This window comes from Leuconostoc mesenteroides subsp. mesenteroides ATCC 8293 (genome assembly GCF_000014445.1).
In the GTDB taxonomy this organism is placed as follows: Bacteria; Bacillota; Bacilli; order Lactobacillales; family Lactobacillaceae; genus Leuconostoc; species Leuconostoc mesenteroides.
On record NC_008531.1, the window covers coordinates 1,279,825 to 1,303,723 of the forward strand.

22 protein-coding genes, 1 pseudogene and 1 riboswitch are annotated in these 23,899 nt (G+C 38.4%); of the genes and pseudogenes, 3 read left to right on the forward strand and 20 right to left on the reverse strand.

Annotated elements, in window-relative coordinates:
• Window positions 1–170 precede the first annotated feature (170 nt).
• The 14 genes and pseudogenes from der to LEUM_RS06370 form a co-directional block, all read right to left on the reverse strand.
• Window positions 171–1,481: a ribosome biogenesis GTPase Der gene (gene der / locus LEUM_RS06305; RefSeq protein WP_011680007.1), complete on the reverse strand. Its 1,311-nt coding sequence runs from the start codon at window positions 1,479–1,481 to the stop codon at window positions 171–173.
• A gap of 74 nt (window positions 1,482–1,555) precedes the next feature.
• Entirely contained in the window at window positions 1,556–2,746 is a 1,191-nt protein-coding gene (gene rpsA, locus LEUM_RS06310) for a 30S ribosomal protein S1 (RefSeq protein ID WP_011680008.1), read from the reverse strand.
• 94 nt (window positions 2,747–2,840) lie between these two features.
• Window positions 2,841–3,518, reverse strand: a complete 678-nt coding sequence (gene cmk / locus LEUM_RS06315) for a (d)CMP kinase (RefSeq protein ID WP_164907664.1) — start codon at window positions 3,516–3,518, stop codon at window positions 2,841–2,843.
• Window positions 3,519–3,532: 14 nt separating this feature from the next.
• A complete protein-coding gene (locus LEUM_RS06320; protein ID WP_002814796.1) occupies window positions 3,533–4,090 on the reverse strand; it encodes a hypothetical protein in 558 nt (185 codons plus the stop codon).
• A gap of 73 nt (window positions 4,091–4,163) precedes the next feature.
• Complete coding sequence (locus tag LEUM_RS06325) at window positions 4,164–4,754, reverse strand: ECF transporter S component (protein WP_011680010.1); 591 nt, start codon at window positions 4,752–4,754, stop codon at window positions 4,164–4,166.
• Window positions 4,755–4,852: 98 nt separating this feature from the next.
• Window positions 4,853–4,989, reverse strand: a riboswitch (FMN riboswitch).
• Between the two features lie 28 nt (window positions 4,990–5,017).
• Window positions 5,018–5,767 (reverse strand): pseudouridine synthase, encoded by a 750-nt coding sequence (locus tag LEUM_RS06330; RefSeq protein WP_011680011.1) that lies wholly within the window; start codon window positions 5,765–5,767, stop codon window positions 5,018–5,020.
• Window positions 5,760–6,359 carry an SMC-Scp complex subunit ScpB gene (gene scpB / locus LEUM_RS06335; RefSeq protein ID WP_010293836.1) on the reverse strand — a complete coding sequence of 200 codons (600 nt, stop codon included), beginning with the start codon at window positions 6,357–6,359 and terminating at the stop codon, window positions 5,760–5,762. The genes LEUM_RS06330 and scpB overlap by 8 nt, the downstream gene beginning before the upstream one ends.
• Window positions 6,352–7,128, reverse strand: a complete 777-nt coding sequence (locus LEUM_RS06340; protein WP_010293839.1) for a segregation and condensation protein A — start codon at window positions 7,126–7,128, stop codon at window positions 6,352–6,354. Before LEUM_RS06340 ends, scpB begins: the two co-directional genes overlap by 8 nt.
• Window positions 7,095–7,469, reverse strand: coding sequence for a hypothetical protein (locus LEUM_RS06345; RefSeq protein ID WP_010293841.1), 375 nt, complete (start codon window positions 7,467–7,469; stop codon window positions 7,095–7,097). Before LEUM_RS06345 ends, LEUM_RS06340 begins: the two co-directional genes overlap by 34 nt.
• A 5-nt stretch (window positions 7,470–7,474) precedes the next feature.
• Window positions 7,475–8,371, reverse strand: a complete 897-nt coding sequence (gene xerD / locus LEUM_RS06350) for a site-specific tyrosine recombinase XerD (RefSeq protein ID WP_041775244.1) — start codon at window positions 8,369–8,371, stop codon at window positions 7,475–7,477.
• A complete protein-coding gene (locus LEUM_RS06355; RefSeq protein ID WP_011680014.1) occupies window positions 8,368–9,231 on the reverse strand; it encodes a CvfB family protein in 864 nt (287 codons plus the stop codon). Before LEUM_RS06355 ends, xerD begins: the two co-directional genes overlap by 4 nt.
• 88 nt (window positions 9,232–9,319) lie before the next feature.
• A complete protein-coding gene (locus LEUM_RS06360; RefSeq protein WP_010289446.1) occupies window positions 9,320–9,766 on the reverse strand; it encodes a GatB/YqeY domain-containing protein in 447 nt (148 codons plus the stop codon).
• An 82-nt stretch (window positions 9,767–9,848) separates the two neighbouring features.
• Complete coding sequence (rpsU, locus tag LEUM_RS06365) at window positions 9,849–10,034, reverse strand: 30S ribosomal protein S21 (RefSeq protein ID WP_011680015.1); 186 nt, start codon at window positions 10,032–10,034, stop codon at window positions 9,849–9,851.
• 136 nt (window positions 10,035–10,170) lie between these two features.
• Window positions 10,171–11,440 (reverse strand): annotated as a pseudogene (locus tag LEUM_RS06370) (MFS transporter).
• Between the two features lie 139 nt (window positions 11,441–11,579).
• On the opposite strand from LEUM_RS06370, the gene LEUM_RS06375 reads away from it, so the two are divergent.
• Window positions 11,580–13,127 (forward strand): PucR family transcriptional regulator, encoded by a 1,548-nt coding sequence (locus tag LEUM_RS06375; protein WP_011680017.1) that lies wholly within the window; start codon window positions 11,580–11,582, stop codon window positions 13,125–13,127.
• Window positions 13,128–13,228: 101 nt separating this feature from the next.
• The gene (locus LEUM_RS06380) at window positions 13,229–14,635 is read left to right on the forward strand and encodes an amino acid permease (RefSeq protein WP_011680018.1); all 1,407 of its coding nucleotides are present in this window, start codon (window positions 13,229–13,231) and stop codon (window positions 14,633–14,635) included.
• A 56-nt stretch (window positions 14,636–14,691) separates the two neighbouring features.
• Here LEUM_RS06380 and LEUM_RS06385 read toward each other — a convergent pair whose 3' ends face one another.
• The 4 genes from LEUM_RS06385 to LEUM_RS06400 form a co-directional block, all read right to left on the reverse strand.
• A complete protein-coding gene (locus LEUM_RS06385; protein ID WP_002814812.1) occupies window positions 14,692–15,558 on the reverse strand; it encodes a YitT family protein in 867 nt (288 codons plus the stop codon).
• A gap of 101 nt (window positions 15,559–15,659) precedes the next feature.
• Window positions 15,660–17,435 carry an aspartate--tRNA ligase gene (gene aspS, locus LEUM_RS06390; protein ID WP_011680019.1) on the reverse strand — a complete coding sequence of 592 codons (1,776 nt, stop codon included), beginning with the start codon at window positions 17,433–17,435 and terminating at the stop codon, window positions 15,660–15,662.
• Window positions 17,432–18,733, reverse strand: coding sequence for a histidine--tRNA ligase (gene hisS, locus LEUM_RS06395; RefSeq protein WP_011680020.1), 1,302 nt, complete (start codon window positions 18,731–18,733; stop codon window positions 17,432–17,434). The genes aspS and hisS overlap by 4 nt, the downstream gene beginning before the upstream one ends.
• A 408-nt stretch (window positions 18,734–19,141) precedes the next feature.
• Window positions 19,142–20,137 carry an aldose epimerase family protein gene (locus LEUM_RS06400; RefSeq protein ID WP_011680021.1) on the reverse strand — a complete coding sequence of 332 codons (996 nt, stop codon included), beginning with the start codon at window positions 20,135–20,137 and terminating at the stop codon, window positions 19,142–19,144.
• Window positions 20,138–20,310: 173 nt separating this feature from the next.
• Here LEUM_RS06400 and LEUM_RS06405 point away from each other — a divergent pair, with 173 nt between their 5' ends.
• A complete protein-coding gene (locus LEUM_RS06405; protein ID WP_011680022.1) occupies window positions 20,311–21,240 on the forward strand; it encodes an AraC family transcriptional regulator in 930 nt (309 codons plus the stop codon).
• Here the strand turns inward: LEUM_RS06405 and LEUM_RS06410 are convergent.
• Both LEUM_RS06410 and LEUM_RS06415 read right to left on the reverse strand, forming a co-directional pair.
• A complete protein-coding gene (locus tag LEUM_RS06410; protein WP_011680023.1) occupies window positions 21,237–22,409 on the reverse strand; it encodes a galactokinase in 1,173 nt (390 codons plus the stop codon). The genes LEUM_RS06405 and LEUM_RS06410 overlap by 4 nt on opposite strands.
• A gap of 28 nt (window positions 22,410–22,437) precedes the next feature.
• On the reverse strand, window positions 22,438–23,850 hold the full coding sequence (locus tag LEUM_RS06415; protein WP_011680024.1) for a glycoside-pentoside-hexuronide (GPH):cation symporter: 1,413 nt from the start codon (window positions 23,848–23,850) through the stop codon (window positions 22,438–22,440).
• Window positions 23,851–23,899: the final 49 nt, after the last annotated feature.

The window sequence follows — 23,899 nt, forward strand, 5'->3', positions numbered from 1 at the left end:
CTTGTCTCCTAATAAGAGTTTTTTTAACGCATGATGCGCTCCGTGAAATCTGTCGAAACATTATTTCATGTAACTAGAATAACATAAGAAACGCCAAATGTGTAGTGTTATCAAGGGTTTTCGGGATTTCGTAACATTTGTGTTACATTAAAAACATATTTTTGCAACGTTTACTTTCGTGCGCGAACAATGAGTTTGATTGGCGTACCAGTAAAGTCAAATGATTCTCGAATTTTATTTTCTAAGAATCGTTCATATGAAAAATGCATAAGTTCAACATCATTAACAAATATGACAAATGTTGGTGGTTGCGTTGCGACTTGTGTCGCATAATATACTCGTAAACGACGACCATTATCTGAAGGTGTTGGATTTATTGCAATAGCATCCATAATGACATCGTTTAATGTTGAAGATGTTATACGCTTACGATGATTATCGTCAACATCTTTAACCATTTGTGGCAATCTATCTAAACGTTGCCCTGTCTTAGCAGAAACAAACACAATTGGTGCATAATCTAAGAATTTAAATTCTTCGCGAATTAAATTCTCAAAGTCAGACATCGTCCGATCATTCTTTTCAATCGCATCCCATTTATTGACAACAATGATCATTGCTCGCCCAGCTTCATGAGCAAACCCAGCCACGTGTTTATCTTGTTCTCTAATTCCTGCTTCCGCATCAATAACCATCAAAATAACGTTGCTATCATCAATAGCTTTCATAGCACGCATCACGGAGTACTTTTCAGTATTCTCATAGATTTTCCCGCGCTTACGCATACCGGCTGTATCAACCATCACAAATTCGTCACCTTCTTCAGTCACAAATCGTGTATCAATAGCATCACGAGTAGTCCCTTCAATATCAGAGACGATCACACGTTTTTCACCAAGCATAGCGTTGACAATTGATGATTTACCAACATTTGGGCGGCCAATTATACTAAAACGAATCGCATCGTCTTCTTGCTCGGCAGCTTCATCAGGAAAATGTTTTACAATTTCATCAAGTAAATCACCTAATCCCAAACCGTGTGATCCTGAAACTGGGAATGGATCCCCAAGACCTAGTGCATAAAAATCATAGACATCATGGCGCATTTCAGGATTATCTACTTTGTTGACAGCCAGAACGACAGGCTTATCAGATTTATATAGCATACGTGCAACTACTTCATCAGCCTCAGTTAATCCTTCTCGGCCGGAAACAACCATCACAATAACATCAGCTTCATTAATTGCTAATTCTACCTGTCCACGTATTTCTGCTAAAAACGGTGCATCACCGATTTCGATACCACCGGTATCAATCATTCGAAATTCATAATTTAACCATTCAGCTGGTGCATACAAGCGATCTCGCGTGACACCGGGCATGTCTTCAACGATCGCAATTCTTTCTCCCGCCATACGGTTGAAAATAGTTGATTTACCAACGTTTGGTCGACCGACAATTGCTACTATTGGTGCTGACATTTTGGCACCTCCTTTGTATAAATAAATTTATCATAAAAAAAGAACTGGCGAACCAGTTCTTTTCAATAGAATTCTTAGAACTTACCATCAAAGAGGTCGCCCAATGTTGCAGCTGAATCATCTTGTTGCTTATAAGCAGCAATATCTGCACGTGATGCTGAACTATCCTTTGAATTTCCACGATCTTCACGTTCTGGCTTTTCTTCCAATGCCTTCATTGACAATGAAATACGTTCTTCGGCAGGCTTAACATCCAAAACTTGAACTTGAACTTTATCGCCTGACTTCAAAACTTCTGAAGGGTTTTCGATACGCTTGTGTGAAATTTGTGATACGTGAACTAATCCTTCGATACCAGGGAAAATTTCAACGAATGCTCCGAAGTCTTTTACACGCTTAACAGTTCCTTCAAGAACTGTTCCGGCAGGAGCTTCTTCAGCAACCTTATCCCAAGGTCCAGGTTGTGTAGCCTTGATTGACAATGAGATACGTCCCTTTTCAGCATCTAAGGCTAAAATTTTAACGTTAACTGTTTCACCCTTTGTCAAAACATCAGCAGGGTTCTTAACACGATCATGAGAAATTTCTGAAACGTGTACCAAACCATCAACGCCACCTAAGTCAACGAATGCTCCGAAGTCAGTCAAACGAGCAACTTTACCTTCAACAACTTCACCAACTGATAGCTTTTCAAATGCTTCTGCTAATTGTGCTGCACGTTCTTGTGCTGCAACTGCCTTACGTGACAAGATTAAGCGTGCCTTGGCAGCATCAATTTCAATAACTTGTGCTTTAATATCTTTATTCTTAAACTGGTTCAAATCTGACACGAAACGATCAGCAACCATTGATGCGGGTACAAAGCCACGAACACCATTAACATCGACAACTAAACCACCACGTACAGCATTGATAACTTTAGCATCAACTGTATCACCTTCACCAAATGACAAGTTTTCCCATGCCTTACGTGCTTCCAAGCGCTTCTTTGACAACAAGTAAGATACGCCTTCCTTGTCGCTTGTTACATTAGAGATGACAACAGCTTCAACACTGTCGCCAACCTTCAATTCGTCTGCCAGATTAATGTTACGATCGTCTGAGTACTCACGCGCTGGCACAACTCCTTCTTCACCGGTATGCAAACCAATAACTGCTTGGTTATCGTTATCAACGGCTAGTACTTCGCCCGTAACGACATCTCCTACCTTAATTTGATCTGCACTCTCGAGAGCTGCTAAAAGCTCGTTGTTTGTTTCACTCATGACGTCAAACGTCCTCCTACAATTTACACTATGAATATAGTGTACCAAATATTTTAGTTCTTGTATAGTAAAAAACACGGTTTAACCGTGTAAATTAGAAACTAATATTATTTTCGATAATGTTGGCTATTTTAGCCACAACATCGTCAATACTTTGTCCCGTTGTATCCACTAAAATAGCGTCCTTCGCTTGTGTTAATGGACTAATTTGACGATGAGAATCTTTGTAATCTCGCGCTTCAATTTCGCGCTTCAATGTTTCGAGATCAGTAGTCATCCCTTTAGCAACATTTTCTTTATAACGTCGTTGGGCACGTTCATCAACACTTGCTACAAGAAAAATTTTGACATCTGCTTCTGGTAACACAGTTGTGCCGATATCGCGGCCGTCCATAATCACACTGTTGTTATTAGCTATTTCACGTTGACGATTGACTAAATTAGAACGTACATCCGCAAAGGAAGCCACTACAGACACATTGTTTGTCACTTCAGCGGAACGAATTTCCTCCGTGACATCGGTATCATTCAAAAATACACGTTGAACTGGTGTACTAGGTTCAAAGCGTATTTCCGTTTGTGACAATAAGTTTTTTATTTTTTCTTCATCATTATAAGCAATGCCGTTCTTTTTTGCAGCTAAAGTTATTGTTCTGTACATTGCACCTGTGTCAACATACACATAATTTAGCTTTGTTGCTAAAATTTTGGCAATAGTAGACTTACCGGCAGAAGCTGGGCCATCAATGGCAACTTGAAAATTCGTCATAATAATAAAAAGTCCTCTTACTGAATGTTTAGTGCAGTACCAGCATACTGTGTGTAATTATCAACTGTTAACCCTGGATTTAATGCAATAACTTGGCTAGTTGTCATCCCGTGTGTAACTGCAAAATTATACAACGTTTGACTAGCACCCAAAACTGCAGTAGTGGTTGTGGAACTACTTGATGCTGAACTTGATTCAGCCGTCTCAGTAGAAGATGAACTAGCAGATTCCTCACTTGAAGCAGCTTCACTGCTACTTACTGATTCTTCTTCAGAAGAACTTGATGCACTTGACTCGGAAGATGATGATTCAGAAGACTCAGAAGACGTAGATTTAGTAGTTGATGAACGCTTTGTACTTGAAGAAACAGCCGTTTGTGGCTTTGATGATTTTTGATTAGCAATCATGCCATACACAGGTACAAAAGATATAACTGCAAGCGCTAATACAACAAGCAGAACACGAAATCCTTTATTTGGGGATTTTGAATCTGACTTTCGGGAAAATTTTGGTTCGAGTTTATCTTTTTTGGGCCGCTTTGAGCGGCTCATGTTGTTTGGGTCAAAATCGTTCATAGAAACGACCTCCATTTTATTGGTTCACATAAAATTTTACCACACCAACACCGACTTTGCTCATAATGTTTTGTTAAGAATGAAACCTTCTCTGGAGCGGCTGTATTGCCCTTAATATGATCATACTCACGACAAACCATATAATACCCTCGATAAGATTGAACGGTAATACCATACCGATAAAATAGTTTTTTAAACCAATGAATTTAGCAATGTCGAAATTAGCAAACCTCGCATACAAAGGTATAGCTACAAACCAATTGATGACAATCGCAACAATTGTCATGACAAACGTGCTGCTTATTAACGGCAGGATTTTTTTTTGCCAATTACTATACTGCTCAAGGTTGGGCATTGTAATTTTTAAGACTGTGATAAAGGCCAAAACAACCAGTAAATTAACCGGTAGTCCTAAATAAGTGTTAACCCCCTCATTTGCCAAAATTAACTTTAGCAAGGTACGAATTAAAATGACCCACAGTGAAGCAGAATAATTTAACCAATATAAGCCAATGACAACTGGTACGATTGAAAAATCTAGTTTCAAAAAATCGGCACTAGGAATGATTGGCACTTGGGGAAACAGCATCAAACCAAATGAAATAGCGCTTAGTATTGCAATTAATGTAGTACGTTGCACTCGCGTTACAGGAATAATTGACATATTTCTTTCCTCTTGTTTGCTCACCTCACCAGTAGATGCAAACAAAAAACCACAGATTTTGTCAGGGTACAACAAAAAATGCAGCTTTCACTTTCTTTTTTAGACTTCTTTATACCCGACTTTACGGTCGGCTCTGGATTTTGACCAGATCAGCTGCAAAAGCAGGTCGCGGGCTTACCATGAAAATTCATGTCTCACCGCCGGTTGGGACTTACACCCGACCCTGAAGTTATTATTAAATTTGATTTTATTGTATCACGGTGTTACTTACGACGCAACAATTTGTAATCTTGTGCCTTTAAGCGTTTGATCTCTACGCTTGTTAATTTACGATACTCGCCCGGCTGTAGACCAGTGACATCAAAAAAGGCATACTGCTCACGCTTAAGCTTTTGCACTGGTAGGCCAACCTTTGCGAGCATGTTTTTGACCTGATGATTACGGCCTTCATGAATAGTTAGACGGACCATACTTGTTCTTTTTGTCGGCTCAATTCTTTCAATGGAAACACGAGCTGGCGCAGTTTTACGTCCTTTTAGGACCACTCCACGTTTCAAAGGAGCTAGCTTTTCTTCGGTTGCAATGCCTTCAACCTTTGCAACATAAGTCTTATCGACTTTAGTTTTAGGATGCATTAATTGATTAGCCACTACACCATCATTTGTTAATAACAAAACACCAGTTGTATCATAATCTAGACGGCCAACTGGATAAACACGTTGATCCACATCCTCTAAAATATCCAATACCGTACGACGACCTTTTTCATCATCATTGGTTGTCACAACCCCACGAGGCTTATTTAACAGGTAATAAACTAACTTCTCACGCCCTTCAATTGGCGCACCGTCGACCTGTACTTTATCATTTGCAGTAACTTTCGTACCTAATTCGGTAACAGTTTGCCCATTAACTTGGACACGCCCATTGATGATCAATTCTTCTGCGCCCCGTCGGGACGCTAGACCCGCTTGGGCAATAATTTTTTGCAGTCTCTGTGCTTCTTCAGACATTTTCTTTTTCACTTTCTGATTGATGTACATCAAATGCACTCGTAAATAGTTCGCCATCAATATCATCACCTAAATCTAACATATTAAAATCAGGTAACGGAGGTAATTCTTCAATACTTTTCAAACCAAAATAATCCAAAAATTCATCGGTGGTACCAAACATGATGGGACGTCCTGGTTCGTCTTTTCTGCCAACTTCGTGGACTAGTTGCCGTAATGCTAGCTTCTGTAAAGTTCCTGAGGATTGCACACCACGAATTGTATCAATTTCAACACGTGTAATTGGTTGCTTATAAGCGACAATAACTAGTGTTTCGAGTTGTGCTTGCGATAATGTTGCATTTACAGGTGAATCAAAATACTGTTTTACTGTGCCACCAAGTTCCGGTTTAGTCACTAGGCGATACACATCGTCACTTTCACGAATTTGTAATGCACTACTTAAATCAGTATCATACTTTAACACAAGTTCTTCAAGCAATCCTTGTATTGCTGAACGATCAAATCCAGTGATAATGCTCATATTTTTCACGGAAATGCCCTCATCGCCAGATACGAACAATAGTGCTTCTATTTGACTTAAATTATTCATCTTCGCCAAACGCCTCAATTTCTACATAAATTTCTTGTTGTTGGTGCTCTTGGTGTAATTTTAATCTTTTATCTTTGGCCATTTCTAATAACGCCAAAAAGGTGACTACCAAATGCTCCCGCTCGTAAATATCATCAAAAAAAGAAGCAAATGGAATCATATCCCCCGTTTGATGCTGTAAGAAATGTTTATTGATGTTGTTAACAGCTTCCTCAAGAGAATATGTTTCCGCAGTAACATGCCTTCTGATGGGCTTTTCCTGCTTTTTTCGCCGCAATAGTTGAGCAAATGCTGTTTGTAAATCCCCTAACGATAAACCAGGAGCTAAAGTTATGGGATGTTTCAAATTATCAGGAGCCTTCATTTGAGTACGTGGAAAGGATTGTTGTTTTAATTGTTCACGTTCACGCAAAGATTCGCTTGCCACTTGAAATTGTTTGTAGGTCAATAATTGTAGCATCAGCTCTTCACGTGGATCCGCATACTCTTCATCTACGGCATAATCATCTGGCTCTTCTTCTGGTAACAAATCAGCGGACTTTATCTTAACTAAAGTAGCAGCCATCACTAAATATTCACTTGCTACATCAAGCTGCATAGCCTGTTGTGCATGAATAAAATCTAAATACTGAGATGTAATGTCAGCAATTTTCAAATCAAAAATATTCATCTCGGATTTCTTAATTAAGTGTAATAACAGATCGATTGGCCCTTCAAAATCACTTAATTTAATTGTTAGACCGTTTTTCGCGATGTTGCTTTTCTCCATTTGTTAATTAACTTTTGATTATCCAAGGTACCCATTAAGAAGGCTTCAGAATGTTGCTCTTGATAATCAGAAATCATGTCGAAGTAGTTTCTGACACTGCGTGACTCTGGGGTTAAGGCAACATGACGAATTATAGCAATATTATTATTATAAATCTCAACACCTAGAACACCAAGTACTTGTCCTTGAGACTCTTTTTGCCAAACATATAAAGATCTTGCTTCATTATCATGATACCATGCTATTTCCGCATTTAAATGAGATATTTCACGTAGCCCTGGCAGCAACGATAAAATACCCATAATTGTTTTTTCATCTGATTGTCTTGATTGTGTCAACATAATTTTTACGCTCTGGGGTGGTATTCATCATACACTTCACTAAGTCTTTTTTTCGAAATATGGGTATAAATTTGTGTTGTCGAAATGTCCGCATGCCCCAATAATTCTTGAACTATACGCAAATCAGCACCGTTCTCTAAAATATGGGTAGCAAAAGAATGACGAAGTGTATGGGGAGAAACATCTTTAGTTATTCCAGCAGTTGTTACCAACTTTTTTATAATCTTCCATATTCCCTGTCGTGAAATTTGATTTCCACGATCGTTTAAGAAAACATAAGGAGACTCTTTGTCTTTAAGTAAAACGATACGGCTTTCATTAAAATATCGAGTCAGCCAATCAATCGCAATTTCACCAATTGGAATAATACGTTCTTTGTCACCTTTTCCGAGTGTTTGAATCAGTCCCAATTGCAAATGAAGGTCACTCATTTTTAAATTAACCAATTCACTGACACGCAAACCAGTTGCGTACATCACTTCTAGCAATGTTCTATTTCGAAGACCAAGTGGTGTATCTTCTATCGGTGCTTGTAATAAACGGTCAATTTCCTCTATGCTCAAAACTGCTGGTAGGTGCTCTGCTTTTTTGGGTGGGCGAACATCATTCATTGGATTATGAGCGACGACTTTTTCTCGCACTAAATAGCCAAAAAAGTTACGCAATGTCGTAACCATTCTAATCACTGAACTATTGGATTTTCCTAGATCTCTGAGTTTATTCAACCACGACAAGATAACAATATGATCAACTTGATCAAGCACCAGTTTCTCACCATTTAGATACTCACCAAATTGTACCAAATCTTGGTGGTAACTCTTAATTGTATTTTCAGATAAGCCACGTTCAATTCGAATATAGTGTAGATAATCCACTATCGCATTGTCAATTTCTTGCATCATTTCTCAACTAATTTTATACCATCGTCAATTTGTTCAATTAGTCTATCCTTGTATAAATGACCCAAGGCTCGTTTGAACTGACTCTTACTAAATCCAAATTGACGCTTGATTGCCTCTGGGTTACTTTTATCATTGAATGGTAAGAAATGATCCGCCCGTCGTTGCAATTGCAACAATAAGAATTGTGCATCCTCATCCATGGTCTTATAGGCCAAAGGTTTCAGTGATAGATTTAATGTGCCATCATCACGGACGCCGATAACACGTGCATCTACAACTTGTCCTAAACGTGGCTCATCGTCACGTTGCGAAGGATGAATAAAACCAAGATAATATTCATCAGTAATAACCAAAGTACCTGCCATTTTGTTACGATAAACTGTGGCTTTAACTGTGGTCGACTTCATACTTTCCGGTGCGCGACGCGATACAGCATTAATAATATGCTGTTGTGCTATTTCACCCCACAAACGGCCTTTATGATCTTCTTTAATGGCAATCATCAATTTGTCGCCTTTTTGTGGCCAAAGTGTTGAAATCGTTGGTAGATCATCAAGAGAAACAACGATATCCTTATTCGGCAAACCGATTGAAACAAAGACGCCCAAATCATGTCGATTCGCTACGACTGTTCCCCAACCGTATACTGATTTCTGTACAGCAGGCGTTTTCTTGGTAATTTGTAATTTGTGTCCTTCATTTTCATATGCAAAGCCAGTCACAAATCCACCGATTTTGAGAGGCTTCTCAAGTTCTGACTTATCAATTTCATATGTAAAGCCGTCGACTTGTGCAAAGAAATATTTTTCATTTTCATCAGTAACGTTTGCTTTAATTATTGTTCCAACTTTTGGATTCATAGCGTTTTCCTTAACGTACGCAACATCACGCACTTTTTATAATACTTATAGTTTACCATGTGTGGTTTACATAATCTATAACGGTCAATTAACCTTTTAACAGATTTTTCACTTGATTAGCAACAAATTTACCGTCAGCTTTTCCTTTGACTTGAGGCGTGACAATACCCATCACTTTGCCCATATCTTTTGGAGATGTAGCGCCCGTCTTTTGGATTGCGTCCTTCACCAATTCGATAATCTCTTCGTCACTCAAAGGTTCTGGCAAATACTTTGCTAAAATAGCTAGCTCTGCACGAATACCAGCAGCTAAATCTTCTCGATTGCCTTTCTCAAACTCTGTCAACGAATCTTGACGTTGTTTAACTTCACGTGAGAGGACTGTTAATTCTTCTTCCTTTGTTAAATCATGGCCTAAATTAATCTGCTCGTTCATAACCGTTGATTTAACCATGCGAATCACTGACAAAACATCTTTGTTTTTGTCTTTCATGGCCTGCTTTATATCATTATTTAACTCTTCTAATAAACTCATGTATATCAACCTTTCAAAATTTAATCTATTGTTATTCTACCATAAAAGAAAAACGCCACCTAAGTGACGTTTTAGAATCGAATTAACGACCCTTCTTCTTGTTACGCTTTTGTGCTGCTTCAGACTTCAATTTACGAGCAACTGAAGGCTTAACATAGTATTCGCGCTTACGGTATTCTTGGAGAGTACCGTCTTTTGAAACACCACGCTTGAAGCGACGCAATGCATCATCCAAAGATTCGTTCTTACGTACGATGACCTTTGCCATGTGATAACCCTCCTTTCTCGCATTTTATTTCGTTAAACGACATGCAGTAAATACTTATCTATTATGACAGACTTTCACGTAATCGTCAATACTATAAACACTGTAAACATGCATTTTATAGCAATTTCCAACATAATTAGTGATCAAGCTTAGATGTGTGCTTTGTATCCGTCATGCGCCAATAAACTAGCAAACTAATGAACACAACCACAGTAACATAGACGAAAAACAAATTTTCGTGATTTATTTTTTTCAGGTACAAGGCAACGTATTCAACCGTGCCACCAAAAATGGCGACCGTCAAGCCATAAGGCAATCCAACACCTAATGCACGAATTTCAGTTGGGAACATTTCAGCTTTAACAATTGCATTAATTGACGTATAACCTGTAACAATAATTAATCCAGCCAGCATGAGTAAGAAAGCCCCCATCCCCGTTTTCACTTGTTGCAAAGTGAGAAAAATAGGAATTGTAAATATTGTCCCCATAATACCGAACCAAAACAATAATGGTTTACGACCTATTTTATCCGATAATGCACCGGCGATAGGTTGTAAAATCATAAAAATAAATAATGCTGCAAAGTTGATCAGTGTGACTTCTTGTGTTGGTAACCCAACAGAATTAATCATAAATTTTTGTAAATAAGTTGTATAAGTGTAGAAAGCGATTGTCCCACCGAGTGTTAATCCAACTACCGTCATGACAGATTTTGGATACTTTAACAAAAGTCGTAGACTACCATTATTGTTTTTCTTTTGTGCCTTAAATTGGTCAGATTCTTCCATGCTCAAACGAAGGAACAATACTACAATGGCTCCCAGAGAACCAATAACAAATGGAATACGCCAACCCCAGTCAGTCAACATCTCTTCTGATAATACTGATTGTAAAATAATTTGAACACCCAAGGCAATGAGCTGTCCACTGATTAACGTTACATATTGAAATGAAGCATAAAAGCCACGATGCCCGCTGCTGGCCATTTCAGAAAGGTAAGTTGCTGAAGTACCATATTCTCCACCCAACGATAATCCTTGGAATAGCCTTGCCAACACCAAGATGATTGGTGCAGCAATTCCTATTACATGATAACTAGGTGTTATCGCAATTACAAGCGATCCTGCGGCCATAATCAATACTGATAAGGTTAATGCGGCCCGTCGACCATGTTGATCCGCATATTTACCGTAACACTAGACTTCCTAGAGGTCTCATCAAAAAGCCAATTGCGAAGACTCCTGCCGTACTTAATAATGCGGCCGTTTTGTCATGGCTTGGGAAAAATGATGGGGCAAAATAGATAGAGAACGAGGCATAAACATACCAATCGAACCACTCAATTAAATTACCTAAGGATCCCTTTAAAATATTACTGACAATTTTCTTTTCTGTACGTTGCATACGCTCACCTCATAATGTTTTCTTTACTGTAACGAACGCATAAAAAATAATCATCGTCATATTGCACAACTTTTTTAATTTTATTTGTACACAATAAGCAAACATGGCATAATAGTAACAACACAATTGGAGGTCGATTATGAACGTTAAAGAATTATTAGCTAACCCCGTATTAGCAGAATACCCAATTTTAGCAGGCGCCGAAGGGCTCAATCGCGAGATCAACCAAGTGGGTATGATTGATGCACCAGATTTTGATGAATATATTGCTCCTGGTCAATTACTGCTCACTACCGGCTTTTTGTTCAAAGAAGATTGGACATTACTGCGAGACTTAATTATCGCGCTAGATCATCATAATGCTGCTGGCTTGGGCATTAAGACGAACCGGCATTTATCACAGCTGCCACGTGATATTATTATATTAGCCAACAAACGTCGAGTACCAATCCTCATGACCCCAACTGATGAATTGATGCCACAAACAATTCAAAATATTACTGATATTATTCTGAACACTCATACGGGTGAACTGCATCAAATTGTTAATATTAATCATCAGTTGTCAACGATGCAAACTAATAATACTTATCAGCATCTGTTAAATCTTAGCGCGGAAATTTTAGAAGCACCACTAACCTTGTTGGACTCACATTTTCGTGCCTTATATGCCAGTACTGATTTACTTCCACAACGTGACTTTTTCACCAAATTTTTACGAGAAGAATCTGGAATTGATTATTTGAATTTAACTCAAAAAGTGCACGTTACCTTCAATAATACAATTTTCGAGATTTCTCCCATTTTTTCTGCTCTAAACGAAAATAAAGCCTTTGCAGCTATTATGAGTTCGAATAAGACACTATCAGATTTTGAACTTTTAAAACGCGAACAAGTAATTACTGCATTGGGATTTTCAAATTCGAGAACCGATTTGTTAAATGAAACTGAGTTTCGCAACCGTTCTGGCTTCTTTTTGAACATTATGCAACACGGGCTAAGTGATGACGCGATTGACAATTATCTAAAGAACGCAAATATTGATTCTAAAAATCCCTATCGCGTAGCGGTTATTGACTTTACAGCGAAAAAAACAGTCATTGAAACACATCAATTTGAAATATTACAAGCACTGACACGCTGGTTTGTTAACGAATCAAACTGGTCTGTACTCCTATTTTCCTATAAACAGCAACTGATTTTGTTAGTTGATAACAAAATTGATACACGCGCATTTCTCAAAGAACTATACGATTTTCTAACATCACAATCAAAGTTAGAATATAACTTTACCATCGGCTTTTCTCGAGTCGCAGAACCCATTCGTGCATTAGCAGATCTTTATGAACAAGCTAACCATGCGCTTCAGCTGACATCAGTAGCACATCCGATTATGCGATTTAGACCCAAGAGTGCCCAAGAAATGTTAAACTTGTTACCCAAGCAAGAGAGCGATGCTTTTGTGGAAAGAATTCTAGGCCCAATTTTAGACAATCCAAGTCTTCTCAAAACTTTGGAAACCTATATGTTCTTACATCAAAATGTAACAGCCGTCGCTTCTGATATGTTTGTACACCGGAATACCATTAATTATCGCTTGAAAAAAATATCTGAGTTATTAGATGTTAACCTTGACATGCCTGATGTTTTGGTCGATATTCAATTAGCTTTTTTGTTACTTGATTAGGCATAATGCACAATAGATTACCCTATTTTTTGTTCACTAATAAATGAGGGTTTAATGATAACTGTGTTAGAATTGTTATCAATCGAGGAGGCATAATATTTATGAGTCAACAAAAAAACGCAACGATGAATGCCGATGGTACCATACGTGGTTTGAAAAAGAAGCACGTACAGATGATTGCCATTGGCGGTACCATTGGTACAGGACTTTTCTTGGGAGCCGGAAACTCTATAGCTAAAACTGGGCCATCAATTTTGATTGTATACGCAGTACTTGGTGCATTTTTCTTTATGATGATGCGGGGAATTGGTGAAATGCTTTATGCAGACCCTTCCCAACATACATTTGTTTCTTTTATCAGTAAGTATGTTGGTGCTGGAGCGGGATATTTCGCTGGATGGTCCTATTGGATTGGACTACTTTTCGTAGCTATGGCAGAATTAACAGCCGTATCAACTTACGTTAAGTTTTGGTTCCCAAGTTGGAAAACTTGGATAATTCAAATTCTCTTTTTGTTTGTTTTAACTATGATTAACTTAATTGCCGTCAGAGTATTTGGTGAAACAGAATACTGGTTTGCCATGATTAAGATCATTGCTATTGTAGCGATGATTGTAACGGGTCTAATATTAATCTTTACAGGATTTAAGGCGCCCGCAAGTGGTGGTCATACTGTCGCTTCATTTAGTAATGTATTCTCAAACTTTTCACTATTTCCAAATGGTGCTTCGATGTTCTTCGCTGCCTTTCCAATGGTATTTTTCGCCTTCCAAGGTATGGAATTCGTCGGTATCACAACAGCTGAAACGGAAAATCCACGTGAGGTTCTGCCAAAAGCCATTAATACAATTATTATCCGTATTTTGATTTTCTACTTAGGTGCCATGATTATTATTATGTCGATCATTAATTGGCATGTTATCGCTAAAACACCTGAATCAAGTCCCTTCGTTATGGTGTTCCAATTGGCTGGATTCAAAGCGGCTGCTACAATAATTAACTTTGTCGTACTAACATCTGCTGCTTCAGCCTTAAACTCAGCCATCTATTCTGCAGGACGACACTTCTACCAATTAGCTGAAGAGTCAGATTCAAAGTTTATGATTAATTTTCGTGAAATTTCATCAAATGGTGTTCCTGCTAAAGCAATTATATTCACAGCTATCTTAGTGTTAATATCACCAGTGATTAATTCGATACCACAGATTACCAGTGCATTCGGTTTAATTACATCGATCTCATCAAACATGTATATCATCGTTTATGCAATGACAATGTATGCTCATCGTAAATTCCGTGAATCAACTAATTTTATGCCAGATGGCTTCCTGATGCCAGGATACAAGTGGACTAGTCCACTAACATTGCTATTCTTCGTCAGCATTTACGCCAGTTTGTTCTTTCAAGCTGACTCTCGTGTTGCTGCCATCGGCGCAATTTTGTTCACGATAGTATTCGGTTACCTTTCTCACCGAAAGTTTTCTACAAAAAATGCAGTAACCGTGTAAAAAATAAAATAGAACAAAAAAAGGAGACAACATCATGTTGTCTCCTTTTTTATTAACTATAACTCTGGCTCGTAGAAACGTCCCACAGTGTGTTCGATTTTCCAAGTAGAAGAGAAAGCTTGTTCATCAACCTCTTTGATTGCTTCTCGTAACTCAAATCGTTCTTGCTGCGTGATAACGGTTAGTAGCACCGAACGCTCCCTCCCAGTGTAACCACCACGCGCCTCATCGATAATGGTAACGCCTCGTCGAAGCTTATTTTGAATACTATCCACCATTTCATCTGGTTTAGTAGTAATAATCATCACTTGCATTTGCTGCTGTCGTGTATAGAAAACATCTATCATTCGTGAACTAATAATAACACCTACAATTGAGTACAAAGCATACTTCCAACCATATGTTAGCCCAGCACCGACCATAATCAAGGCATTGAAAGATAAATTAATTGGTCCCATTTTAAAGCCGTAATGCTTCTTAACTAGGAGACCAATAACATCTAAACCACCTGTTCCGACGCCATACCGTAATGCTGTACCAACCGCCATACCATTAAGCGCGCCACCAAACATAGCGTTTATTAACGGGTCAGTTGTTAAAACACGCGTGGTATCAAAGACAGGAATTAACGCCGAACTGAGCAAAACTGCTAGCGTTGTAAAGATAGCAAATCTCCACGACAACTTCCACCATGCAACGGCTAACATTGGTAAGTTAACCAAGGCTAGCGCTAAAGCGACGGGAATTCTATCGCCAGTTAAAGTCGAAACAAGTTGGGCAAATCCTGTGAATCCAGAGGAATAAATATGCCCTGGATGCCAGAAATAATTCATTGCAAAGGCAACGATTACACCATAAAATACCGCGCCACCAATACGACCAGCGTATTGGTTTTTCATAAAATTGTGAACAATTTTTTGCATAATCAATATGCGTGTTATACGAGAAAAAATCTAATGTATAACACACATTTATCTCCAAGTTTTATCTAAGCTAATAATAACACGAATTTGTTTGATAACAATTACTCTGCTTCTGGAACAAACAATCCTAATTCGTTCAGTTGTTTGCCTTCAACACGAGTTGGTGCCTCTGTCATTGGTTCAGTAGCTCGTGAATTCTTTGGGAAAGCAATCACTTCACGAATATTTTCTTGGCCAGCTAGTAGCATTGCCAAACGATCCAATCCTAGTGCGATACCACCCATTGGTGGGAAACCATATTCCATACCCTCAAGCAAAAATCCAAAGGCTTCATGTGCTTTTTCAGGAGTAAATCCAAGTGCCTTTAGCATCTTTTCTTGGATATCCATACGATGAATACGAATTGATCCAGATCCTAGTTCGTAACCATTTAGTACTAAATCGTAGCTTTGCGCATGTGCCTTATGAGGATCTTCACCATCATTCAAGTAGTGTAAGTCTTCTTCATTTGGCATCGTGAATGGGTGATGAGCAGCAATCCAGCGGTCAAAGTCTTCAGAGTATTCAAACAATGGCCAATCCACAATCCAAGCAAATGCCCAAGGATTCGTTTGATCAATCAAATCTAATGCTTTAGCTGTTTCACGACGCAAATAATCTAGAGTCGCTGAAACGACATCAGCACGTCCGGCACCAAATAACAACAAATCTCCGACTTGAGCGTCTGCCGAAGCAATCAATGCTGCCTGTGCTTCGTCATCAAAGAATTTAGCAATAGGACCGGTCAAGCCTTCTGGCGCTACTTTCATCCAAGCTAGACCTTTTGCACCGAAACGTTCGATGTATTTTGTTAGCTTGTCAATGTCTTTACGTGAATAATGGTCAGCCCCACCAGGAACAGCCAATGCTTTAACAACACCGCCACCTTTAATAGCATTTGCAAACACACCAAATTCACTATTTTTTACTGTTTCAGACAAATCCTTGATTTCGTAGGCTATACGTAAATCTGGCTTATCAGTACCAAAGCGATCCATAGACTCTTGCCATGTCAAAGTTGGAATTTCAGCTGTATCAAGATCAAAATCTACAACGTCATGCATCATCGCCTTAACCCATGCATTGACCAACTCACGGATTTCATCGGCTGTCATAAATGACGTTTCTACGTCCATTTGCGTGAATTCTGGTTGACGGTCACCACGCAAATCTTCATCACGGAAAGCACGGGCAATTTGGAAATAACGATCGAACCCTGCACCCATCAACAATTGTTTAAATAATTGTGGTGATTGTGGTAAGGCATAGAATGACCCTGGGAAAACACGAGATGGCACTAAGTAGTCACGGGCACCTTCTGGTGTTGATTTTGCTAGTACTGGCGTTTCGATGTTAATAAAATCATGAGTATCCATAAAATGCATGGCGCTACTCATAATTTTTGAACGAATGCGCAAGTTTTTTTGCATCTCAGGGCGGCGCAAATCTAAGTAACGATACTGTAGCTTTAATTCTTCATTGGCATTCACATCATCTTCAATATAAAATGGTGGTGTTTTTGACGTTGACAAAATTTCCGCCTCTGTTACATCGACTTCGATTGTTCCAGATTTTATTTTTGTGTTAATTTGATTTTCAGCACGTTCAATAACATGCCCAGTAATCTTTAGAACATATTCACTACGAACTTTTTCAGCGACTGCTAGTGCGTCCGCATTTGTTGCGTTAAAAGTTAATTGTACGATACCTTCTCGATCACGTAAATCAACGAATATCAAGTCTCCAAAATCACGTCGTTTTTGCACCCAACCGGTCAATGTGACTGTCTGATTTAAATATGTTTCATCAATTAATCCTGCGTAATTAGTACGTTTCATTCCTTGTTCCCTTCTGCATCCATGATAAGTGGTAAATTGGTATAAAGCTCTGACAATTGAACAGACTTTTGTTCGCCATTGGTCATATTCTTGATGTTAACAATTTGTTCTTCAAGTTCTTGCTCGCCAATCGTTATGACATATTTGGCATGATGACGATCAGCTGCCTTGAATTGTGCTTTCGCTGATTTTGACAAATAATCACGTTCAGCAACGTAACCAAATGAGCGAACAGCTTGAACAATTTTTGTTGCGATAACATCAGTAGTATCACCGATGTTAACTACGTAAAAGTCTAAATTCTGTTCCTCTGTTGGAGCAACATTTTGCGCTTGCAATAAATCCAACAAACGTTCTACACCAATACCAAAGCCAACACCTGGTGTTTCCGGACCACCAAATTCCTCAACCAAACCAGAGTAACGACCGCCACCAGCAATCGTTGCAGCGCCTTTTAAACTTTCATCTGTAGTCATGATTTCAAAAATTGTGTCGTTATAATAATCCAATCCTCGAACCATTGTTGTGTCAATGTCAAAGTCTAAATTCAATGCAGTTAAAATATCTTGCAACTTTTCCCAGTGTTTAGTCGATTTTTCAGACAAAAAGTCCAGGATTGATGGTGCATCTGCAACAAAGACCTGATCACGGGGATCTTTAGAGTCCAATACACGTAATGGATTTTTTTCTAACCGAGCTTGTGAATCTGCAGATAGTTCATCAAAATGAGGTTTCAGATAATCAATTAAAGCTTGTCGGTAAGCATCCCTGGACTCCTTATCTCCCAAGGTATTAATCGCAACTTTCAAATTTTTTAACCCAAGCGTTTGGAAAAAATCAATGACCATCGCAATTACTTCAGCATCTAATGCGGGCGAATCTGATCCGAATACCTCTGCACCTATTTGATGGAATTGACGGAAACGACCAGCCTGTGGCCGTTCATAACGGAACATCGGCCCCATGTAAAATGCCTTATATGGTTTGTCAAATTCCGGTCCATATAATTTATTTTCCACATATGCTCGGACGACACCTGCGGTACCTTCCGGACGCAAAGCGATATGACGATCACCCTTATCATGAAAATCATACATTTCTTTTGTCACAACATCAGATGTATCACCAGCTGAGCGTGAAAAGACTTCGAAATTTTCAAATAACGGTGTGCGAATTTCTTTGAAATTATAGTCACCAAATAAAACACGGGCAACTGCTTCTACATGTTGCCACTGTACTGTTTTTTGAGGTAGTAAATCTGCTGTTCCTTTGGGACGTTGAAATATTGGTTTTGCCATAGTTGTTATCGTTTTTAGTGTTTTTTATCAGAATTTTGAAGTATACGACATGTTAGTTAACATATTCATCGCTATCCAAAAATAATCAACCACTGCAAACGTATTTCCTCCATTATTTTTTATCTTGCTATATAAAATCCGAAAAAAACGCCCTCAACGATTTCTCGTTAAGGGCGCAAATGCACGGTACCACCTTAGATTTTAACATTTTCATGTTACTTTAATTGCTTAACGCGCAACCACGAGCTATCTTGATCAATAGCAACCTCCAAGGTGTCCAAAATTACGTCTTTGTTTTGCTCGCATCTTCCGCAAAATTTCTTCATGTCCAGACGGTAATTTTTCCAATTCATCGGTTCTAATATAGATAATCATAGCTGTAAGGCTGAATAAAGTCAAGTGAAATATTTAATCTGTTATCTTATAAGTCACCGTGTATTCCTTCACCTGATTAGCTGGCAGCACAATATCCCCAAATCCCTCATGATTCACGGCGTCCGGCAATGTTTGCATTTCAACAGCAAGTGCTGTGAATGGTGCATTTTCTGCCCAATCATCATCGTGATCTTTGATTCCTGGATTAGTCATAAAAATAACAACACCATTCCGATCTGAAGCGACTGTTAGTGTTCGACCACTAACAGGCTCTTGCACAATAACACCAACTTCATCACGCTGCTCATCTAGCAACCAGGCGTCATCAAATTGATCATCCCCAATTTTACGTAGCTGTGAGAAGTCAAATTTGGAATGCTGATTTTCTACCAATCGGCCAGTAGGAATTGTTTCGTCATCTACTTCAACATGTTTGTGAGATGCCACTCGCAACTCATGATTTGTGATATCAGCATCTTTTCCAGCTAGATTAAAATAAACATGTGTCATAGGATTATACAGTGTTGGTTCTGTTGATTCACCACTAAACTTAATTGTTAACTTATCGTCGTCATAAAGTGTGTAAGTCACATTCATCTGTAATTGGCCAGGAAATTCATCCTCAAACGTATGTGACAAAACAATTTCTGCAGCGGTACCCATGTTGCGTGCTGTTCCTTGCCAGTTAATCGTATCAAAACCATTTACACTTGAATGTAAGACATGCCCATTTTCATTTGGTGTTAATGTGAATGACGTGCCGGATAAATTGTATGCAGTTTTAGATAATCGACCACCCACACGTCCAATAGTATTTCCAAAATGAAAAGGATTGTCTAAGTAATGCTCTAAATCATCAAATTGAACAAGCAATTCTTTTTTCTCTCCTGATCGCTCAATAGAAAAAGACTGCCATGTCGCACCATACGATATAACTGTTACTTGAGTATGATTAATGTTTTCTAACGTGAACGCGGTTACCTTTTCGCCATCAGGCAATGTACCAAACACTTCTTCTGTAACTTTCATATGCTACCTCTTTCATTTAATTAAAAATTTTGTTTAAACTATTTATCTAACCCAATAATAAATCACTTGAATAACACATAACAAGTATTATCACTTATCAATAAATATTTTTAAAAAATGATATACTAATGTTGGAAGCGCTATCATTTTATTTTTAAAAAGGTCGTTAAATTATGGAAAAATCATTATTTAATATCGTTAATGAGCACACGCTTGAATCAAGTATATTCTTTGATTTTTCTGGCGTTAGTAAGACTTTTTCTGGTCATGCTTCTGGCCCATTAAAACGTTCACATTATTTGCTTCACTTTGTCTTAGAAGGCCAAGGAACTTACTTTACCATGAATCATAAATATACCCTGAAAGCAGGTGACTTTTTCCTTATACGACCTGATGAAACAATTTTTTACCAAGCTGATTTGAATAATCCGTGGCATTATGCATGGATATCCATTGGTGGTACTGAAACAGCGCAATTAATTGAGAACTTCTCGCCTTTTCGCAATCACCATGATACTTTCTCTTGCGCAACTGTTGAAAATTATCTTAAATTAATTGTTGAATCACTAACGTTAACAAGTCATAGGCCACAAACCGAATTGCGATTAAATCAAATTGCTAGTGAAATACTCCTGTTGCTAATGAAGGAAAACACTTGGAACGTCGTTGAGCATCAAAACGCAACAATACGCCCCATGTCAGAATACACTAAATTATCATTGGCCTATATCAATAATAACTTTACTTATGACACATCTATTACTGACATAGCTGATGCTATCAAAATCAACCGTTCTTACCTCTCGCGACTCTTTAGACGAGATGTAGGTATTTCACCAAAAAAGTTTTTATTACGCCTTCGTATTAACGAAGCTTGCCAATTACTTCAAACAACCCAGTTATCAATTAATCAAATTTCCGAAAAGGTTGGTTTTAGCAATCCATCTGTTTTCGGCCACTCATTTACAGAGCTCATCCATGAAACACCCAGTGCATATCGAAAACGAAGAAGTTTCAACAATATCCAAGAACAACACTCATTAGAATGGCAACAGATCAATGATATTTTAGGACATTTAAGTGCTGTGCAGCAATCTACTTAATCATTAAGCTTAGTCGTGCCATTGCCAACATGTGCCACGTAAAATTCTGGGGCATAGCCGACCACATTCATATAGTCATCATAGACTTTGTTTTCAAAATTGGAAATGGCTGTTTCTTTAACAAGTGCTATTGCACAACCACCGAATCCAGCACCTGTCATTCGTGCTCCTAAAACACCTGGCTGTTTTTGTGCGGACTGCACTAGCGTATCTAATTCAAGTCCAGTAACTTCATAATCTGCTTTTAGAGAGGCATGAGAATCATTCATTAGTTGTCCAAATGTTTGCAAATCACCGTCGGACAACGCTTTTTTTGCTTTTAAAGTGCGCTGATTTTCATAAACTGCATGACGTGCTCGTTTTACGAGTGTTTCGTCGTGAATTAATGCAACATTGTCATCAAATTCTTCATCAGTCAATTCACCTAATGAGTTAATATTAAGTTCTGTTTGTAATAACTTTAAAGCAGTTTCACATTGTGCGCGCCTTTCATTGTACTTCGAATCGCCTAATTCACGACGTTTATTCGTATTCATAATAACAATCGCATATTCACCAAGAACAATAGGAACCAACTCATACGTCAAAGTATTTGTGTCTAACAAAATAGCCTTTTGTTCTTGACCAAAACCAATTGCAAACTGATCCATAATGCCAGTATTGAGACCAAAGTATTCATTTTCAACTTTTTGACCAATTTTAACTAATGATAACCTAGAAACATCCAGATCAAACAAATCCTCTAAAACAACACCCACTAATAACTCTAACGACGCTGATGAGGAAAGGCCTGCACCATTGGGAATGTTGCCCTCGACCAACAGATCAAATCCTGTGTCGAGTACATAACCCTGCTCTATTAATTTGACGATAACGCCTTTAACATAGTTGGTCCACCCATCATTTTCGTCAAAATCAAGCTTCTTATAGTCTAACTGAACTACGCCTTTTTCATCAAAATTAACCGAATAAACTAAAATACGATCATCATCTCGTTTTCTGGCAACACCGTAAGTCCCATAGGTAATTGCAGCCGGAAAAACGTGACCGCCATTATAGTCCGTATGCTCACCAATTAGATTAATCCGACCTGGCGAAAAATACTGTTGGGTTTCGTGAGGGCCAAACTTTTCAGCAAACTTCGTGTTTAGTGCCTTAATTCTTTTCATGAGTAGTCAACCTTTCAAATTATACTAATTACTTCTTGCTATAGCGTAATTCAAGTTCTGCAACTATCTTCGCATGCTTTTTTTCAGTTAGTGTCACTTTAAACATGAAAATAAGTAAAGAAATAATCATCAATGCTGCAGGAATATAAAATGCATATAATTTATAAGTATGGATGCCGCTGGCCGTCATATCATTAAATGTTGCATTTCCGGTCATACCAGCAGCAATTGCAACAAACCCAACAATAGCATTTGAAAATGCGCCAGCTAATTTATCTAATAACGGACGTAATGACAGTGTTACGGCCTCGTTCCGCTGACCATTTTTCCATTGTCCATACTCCACAGAATCTGTAATCGTCATTAACACTGACAAAAAGATAAGTTGTTGTGGGAAATAAAAGAATACTAAGCCAAGGCCAACAATCCACAAGTTACTACCGGCTATTGTAAACATGACATATGCCAGTACCATCAGGGCAATACCACTAGCAAACACATAACGACGTGTCATTACTTTGGCCAAGAATGGGAATAAAGGCACAGCAATTATACCAGTAATCATTGAAATCACACCAACCATCGCAAACTCTGTTACGTGACCGATAACAAATTTAAAATAAAACAGCAGCACGCCTGTGGTTGCTACGTTGGCAATTGCGTAAAACATGTAAGATAGTGCTAACCAAAGCAACTGATCATTCTTAAGGATGGCCTTAAAAACGTCAATAATATTGTATTTTTCGCTGGCTTGTGTCCTTAAAACGGTTTCGTTTTCTTTTGAAAATTTAGCTGTTACTATTGCTGAACCAGCTGACAAAACCGCAACAATTAATGCAAACCAGAACCAGCCAGTTGCACTCTCTTTACCACTACCACCCGTGAGCACAGTAAAGAATGCCACAATAGGTACAACCAAGGCAGTTGTACCATTAGCACCCAATGATGAACCAAAGCGAGCAAATGTTGCTAAAGTACCACGTTCCGCAGTATCAGTTGATAACGCCGGAATCATTGACCAAAAGGCAATATCTTTGAATGAGTAGAAACTATCCAAAATGATAAAAACAATTGTAAACAGTACGAGGTAGAGTGTTGGGTTACTAACAGATAAACCGAAAAAGTTTGTGAAGATTGCCAGTAAGGATATACCCGAGACAACTCCACCAATCACTAACCAAGGTTTGAATTTTCCAAATTTGGTTCGTGTATTATCAATAATACTACCAATAATCGGATCAAAAATAATTTCTACTAAGCGAATACCGACGACTAGTGAGGTAACAATACCAATATACTTGGACTCAGTCGCCTTATCACTCCCCGCAAATAGTGTGCTTGTAACAAAAATCATGAAATATGTTGATAACGTTACATAATACGCATCGTGCCCGAATGCACCAAAAGCGTATGAAAAACGTTGCTTCATTTTATCAGACATCTTTCGACTCCTTATATTTTATTAAGTTCAGGGTATGTATTAACAATAC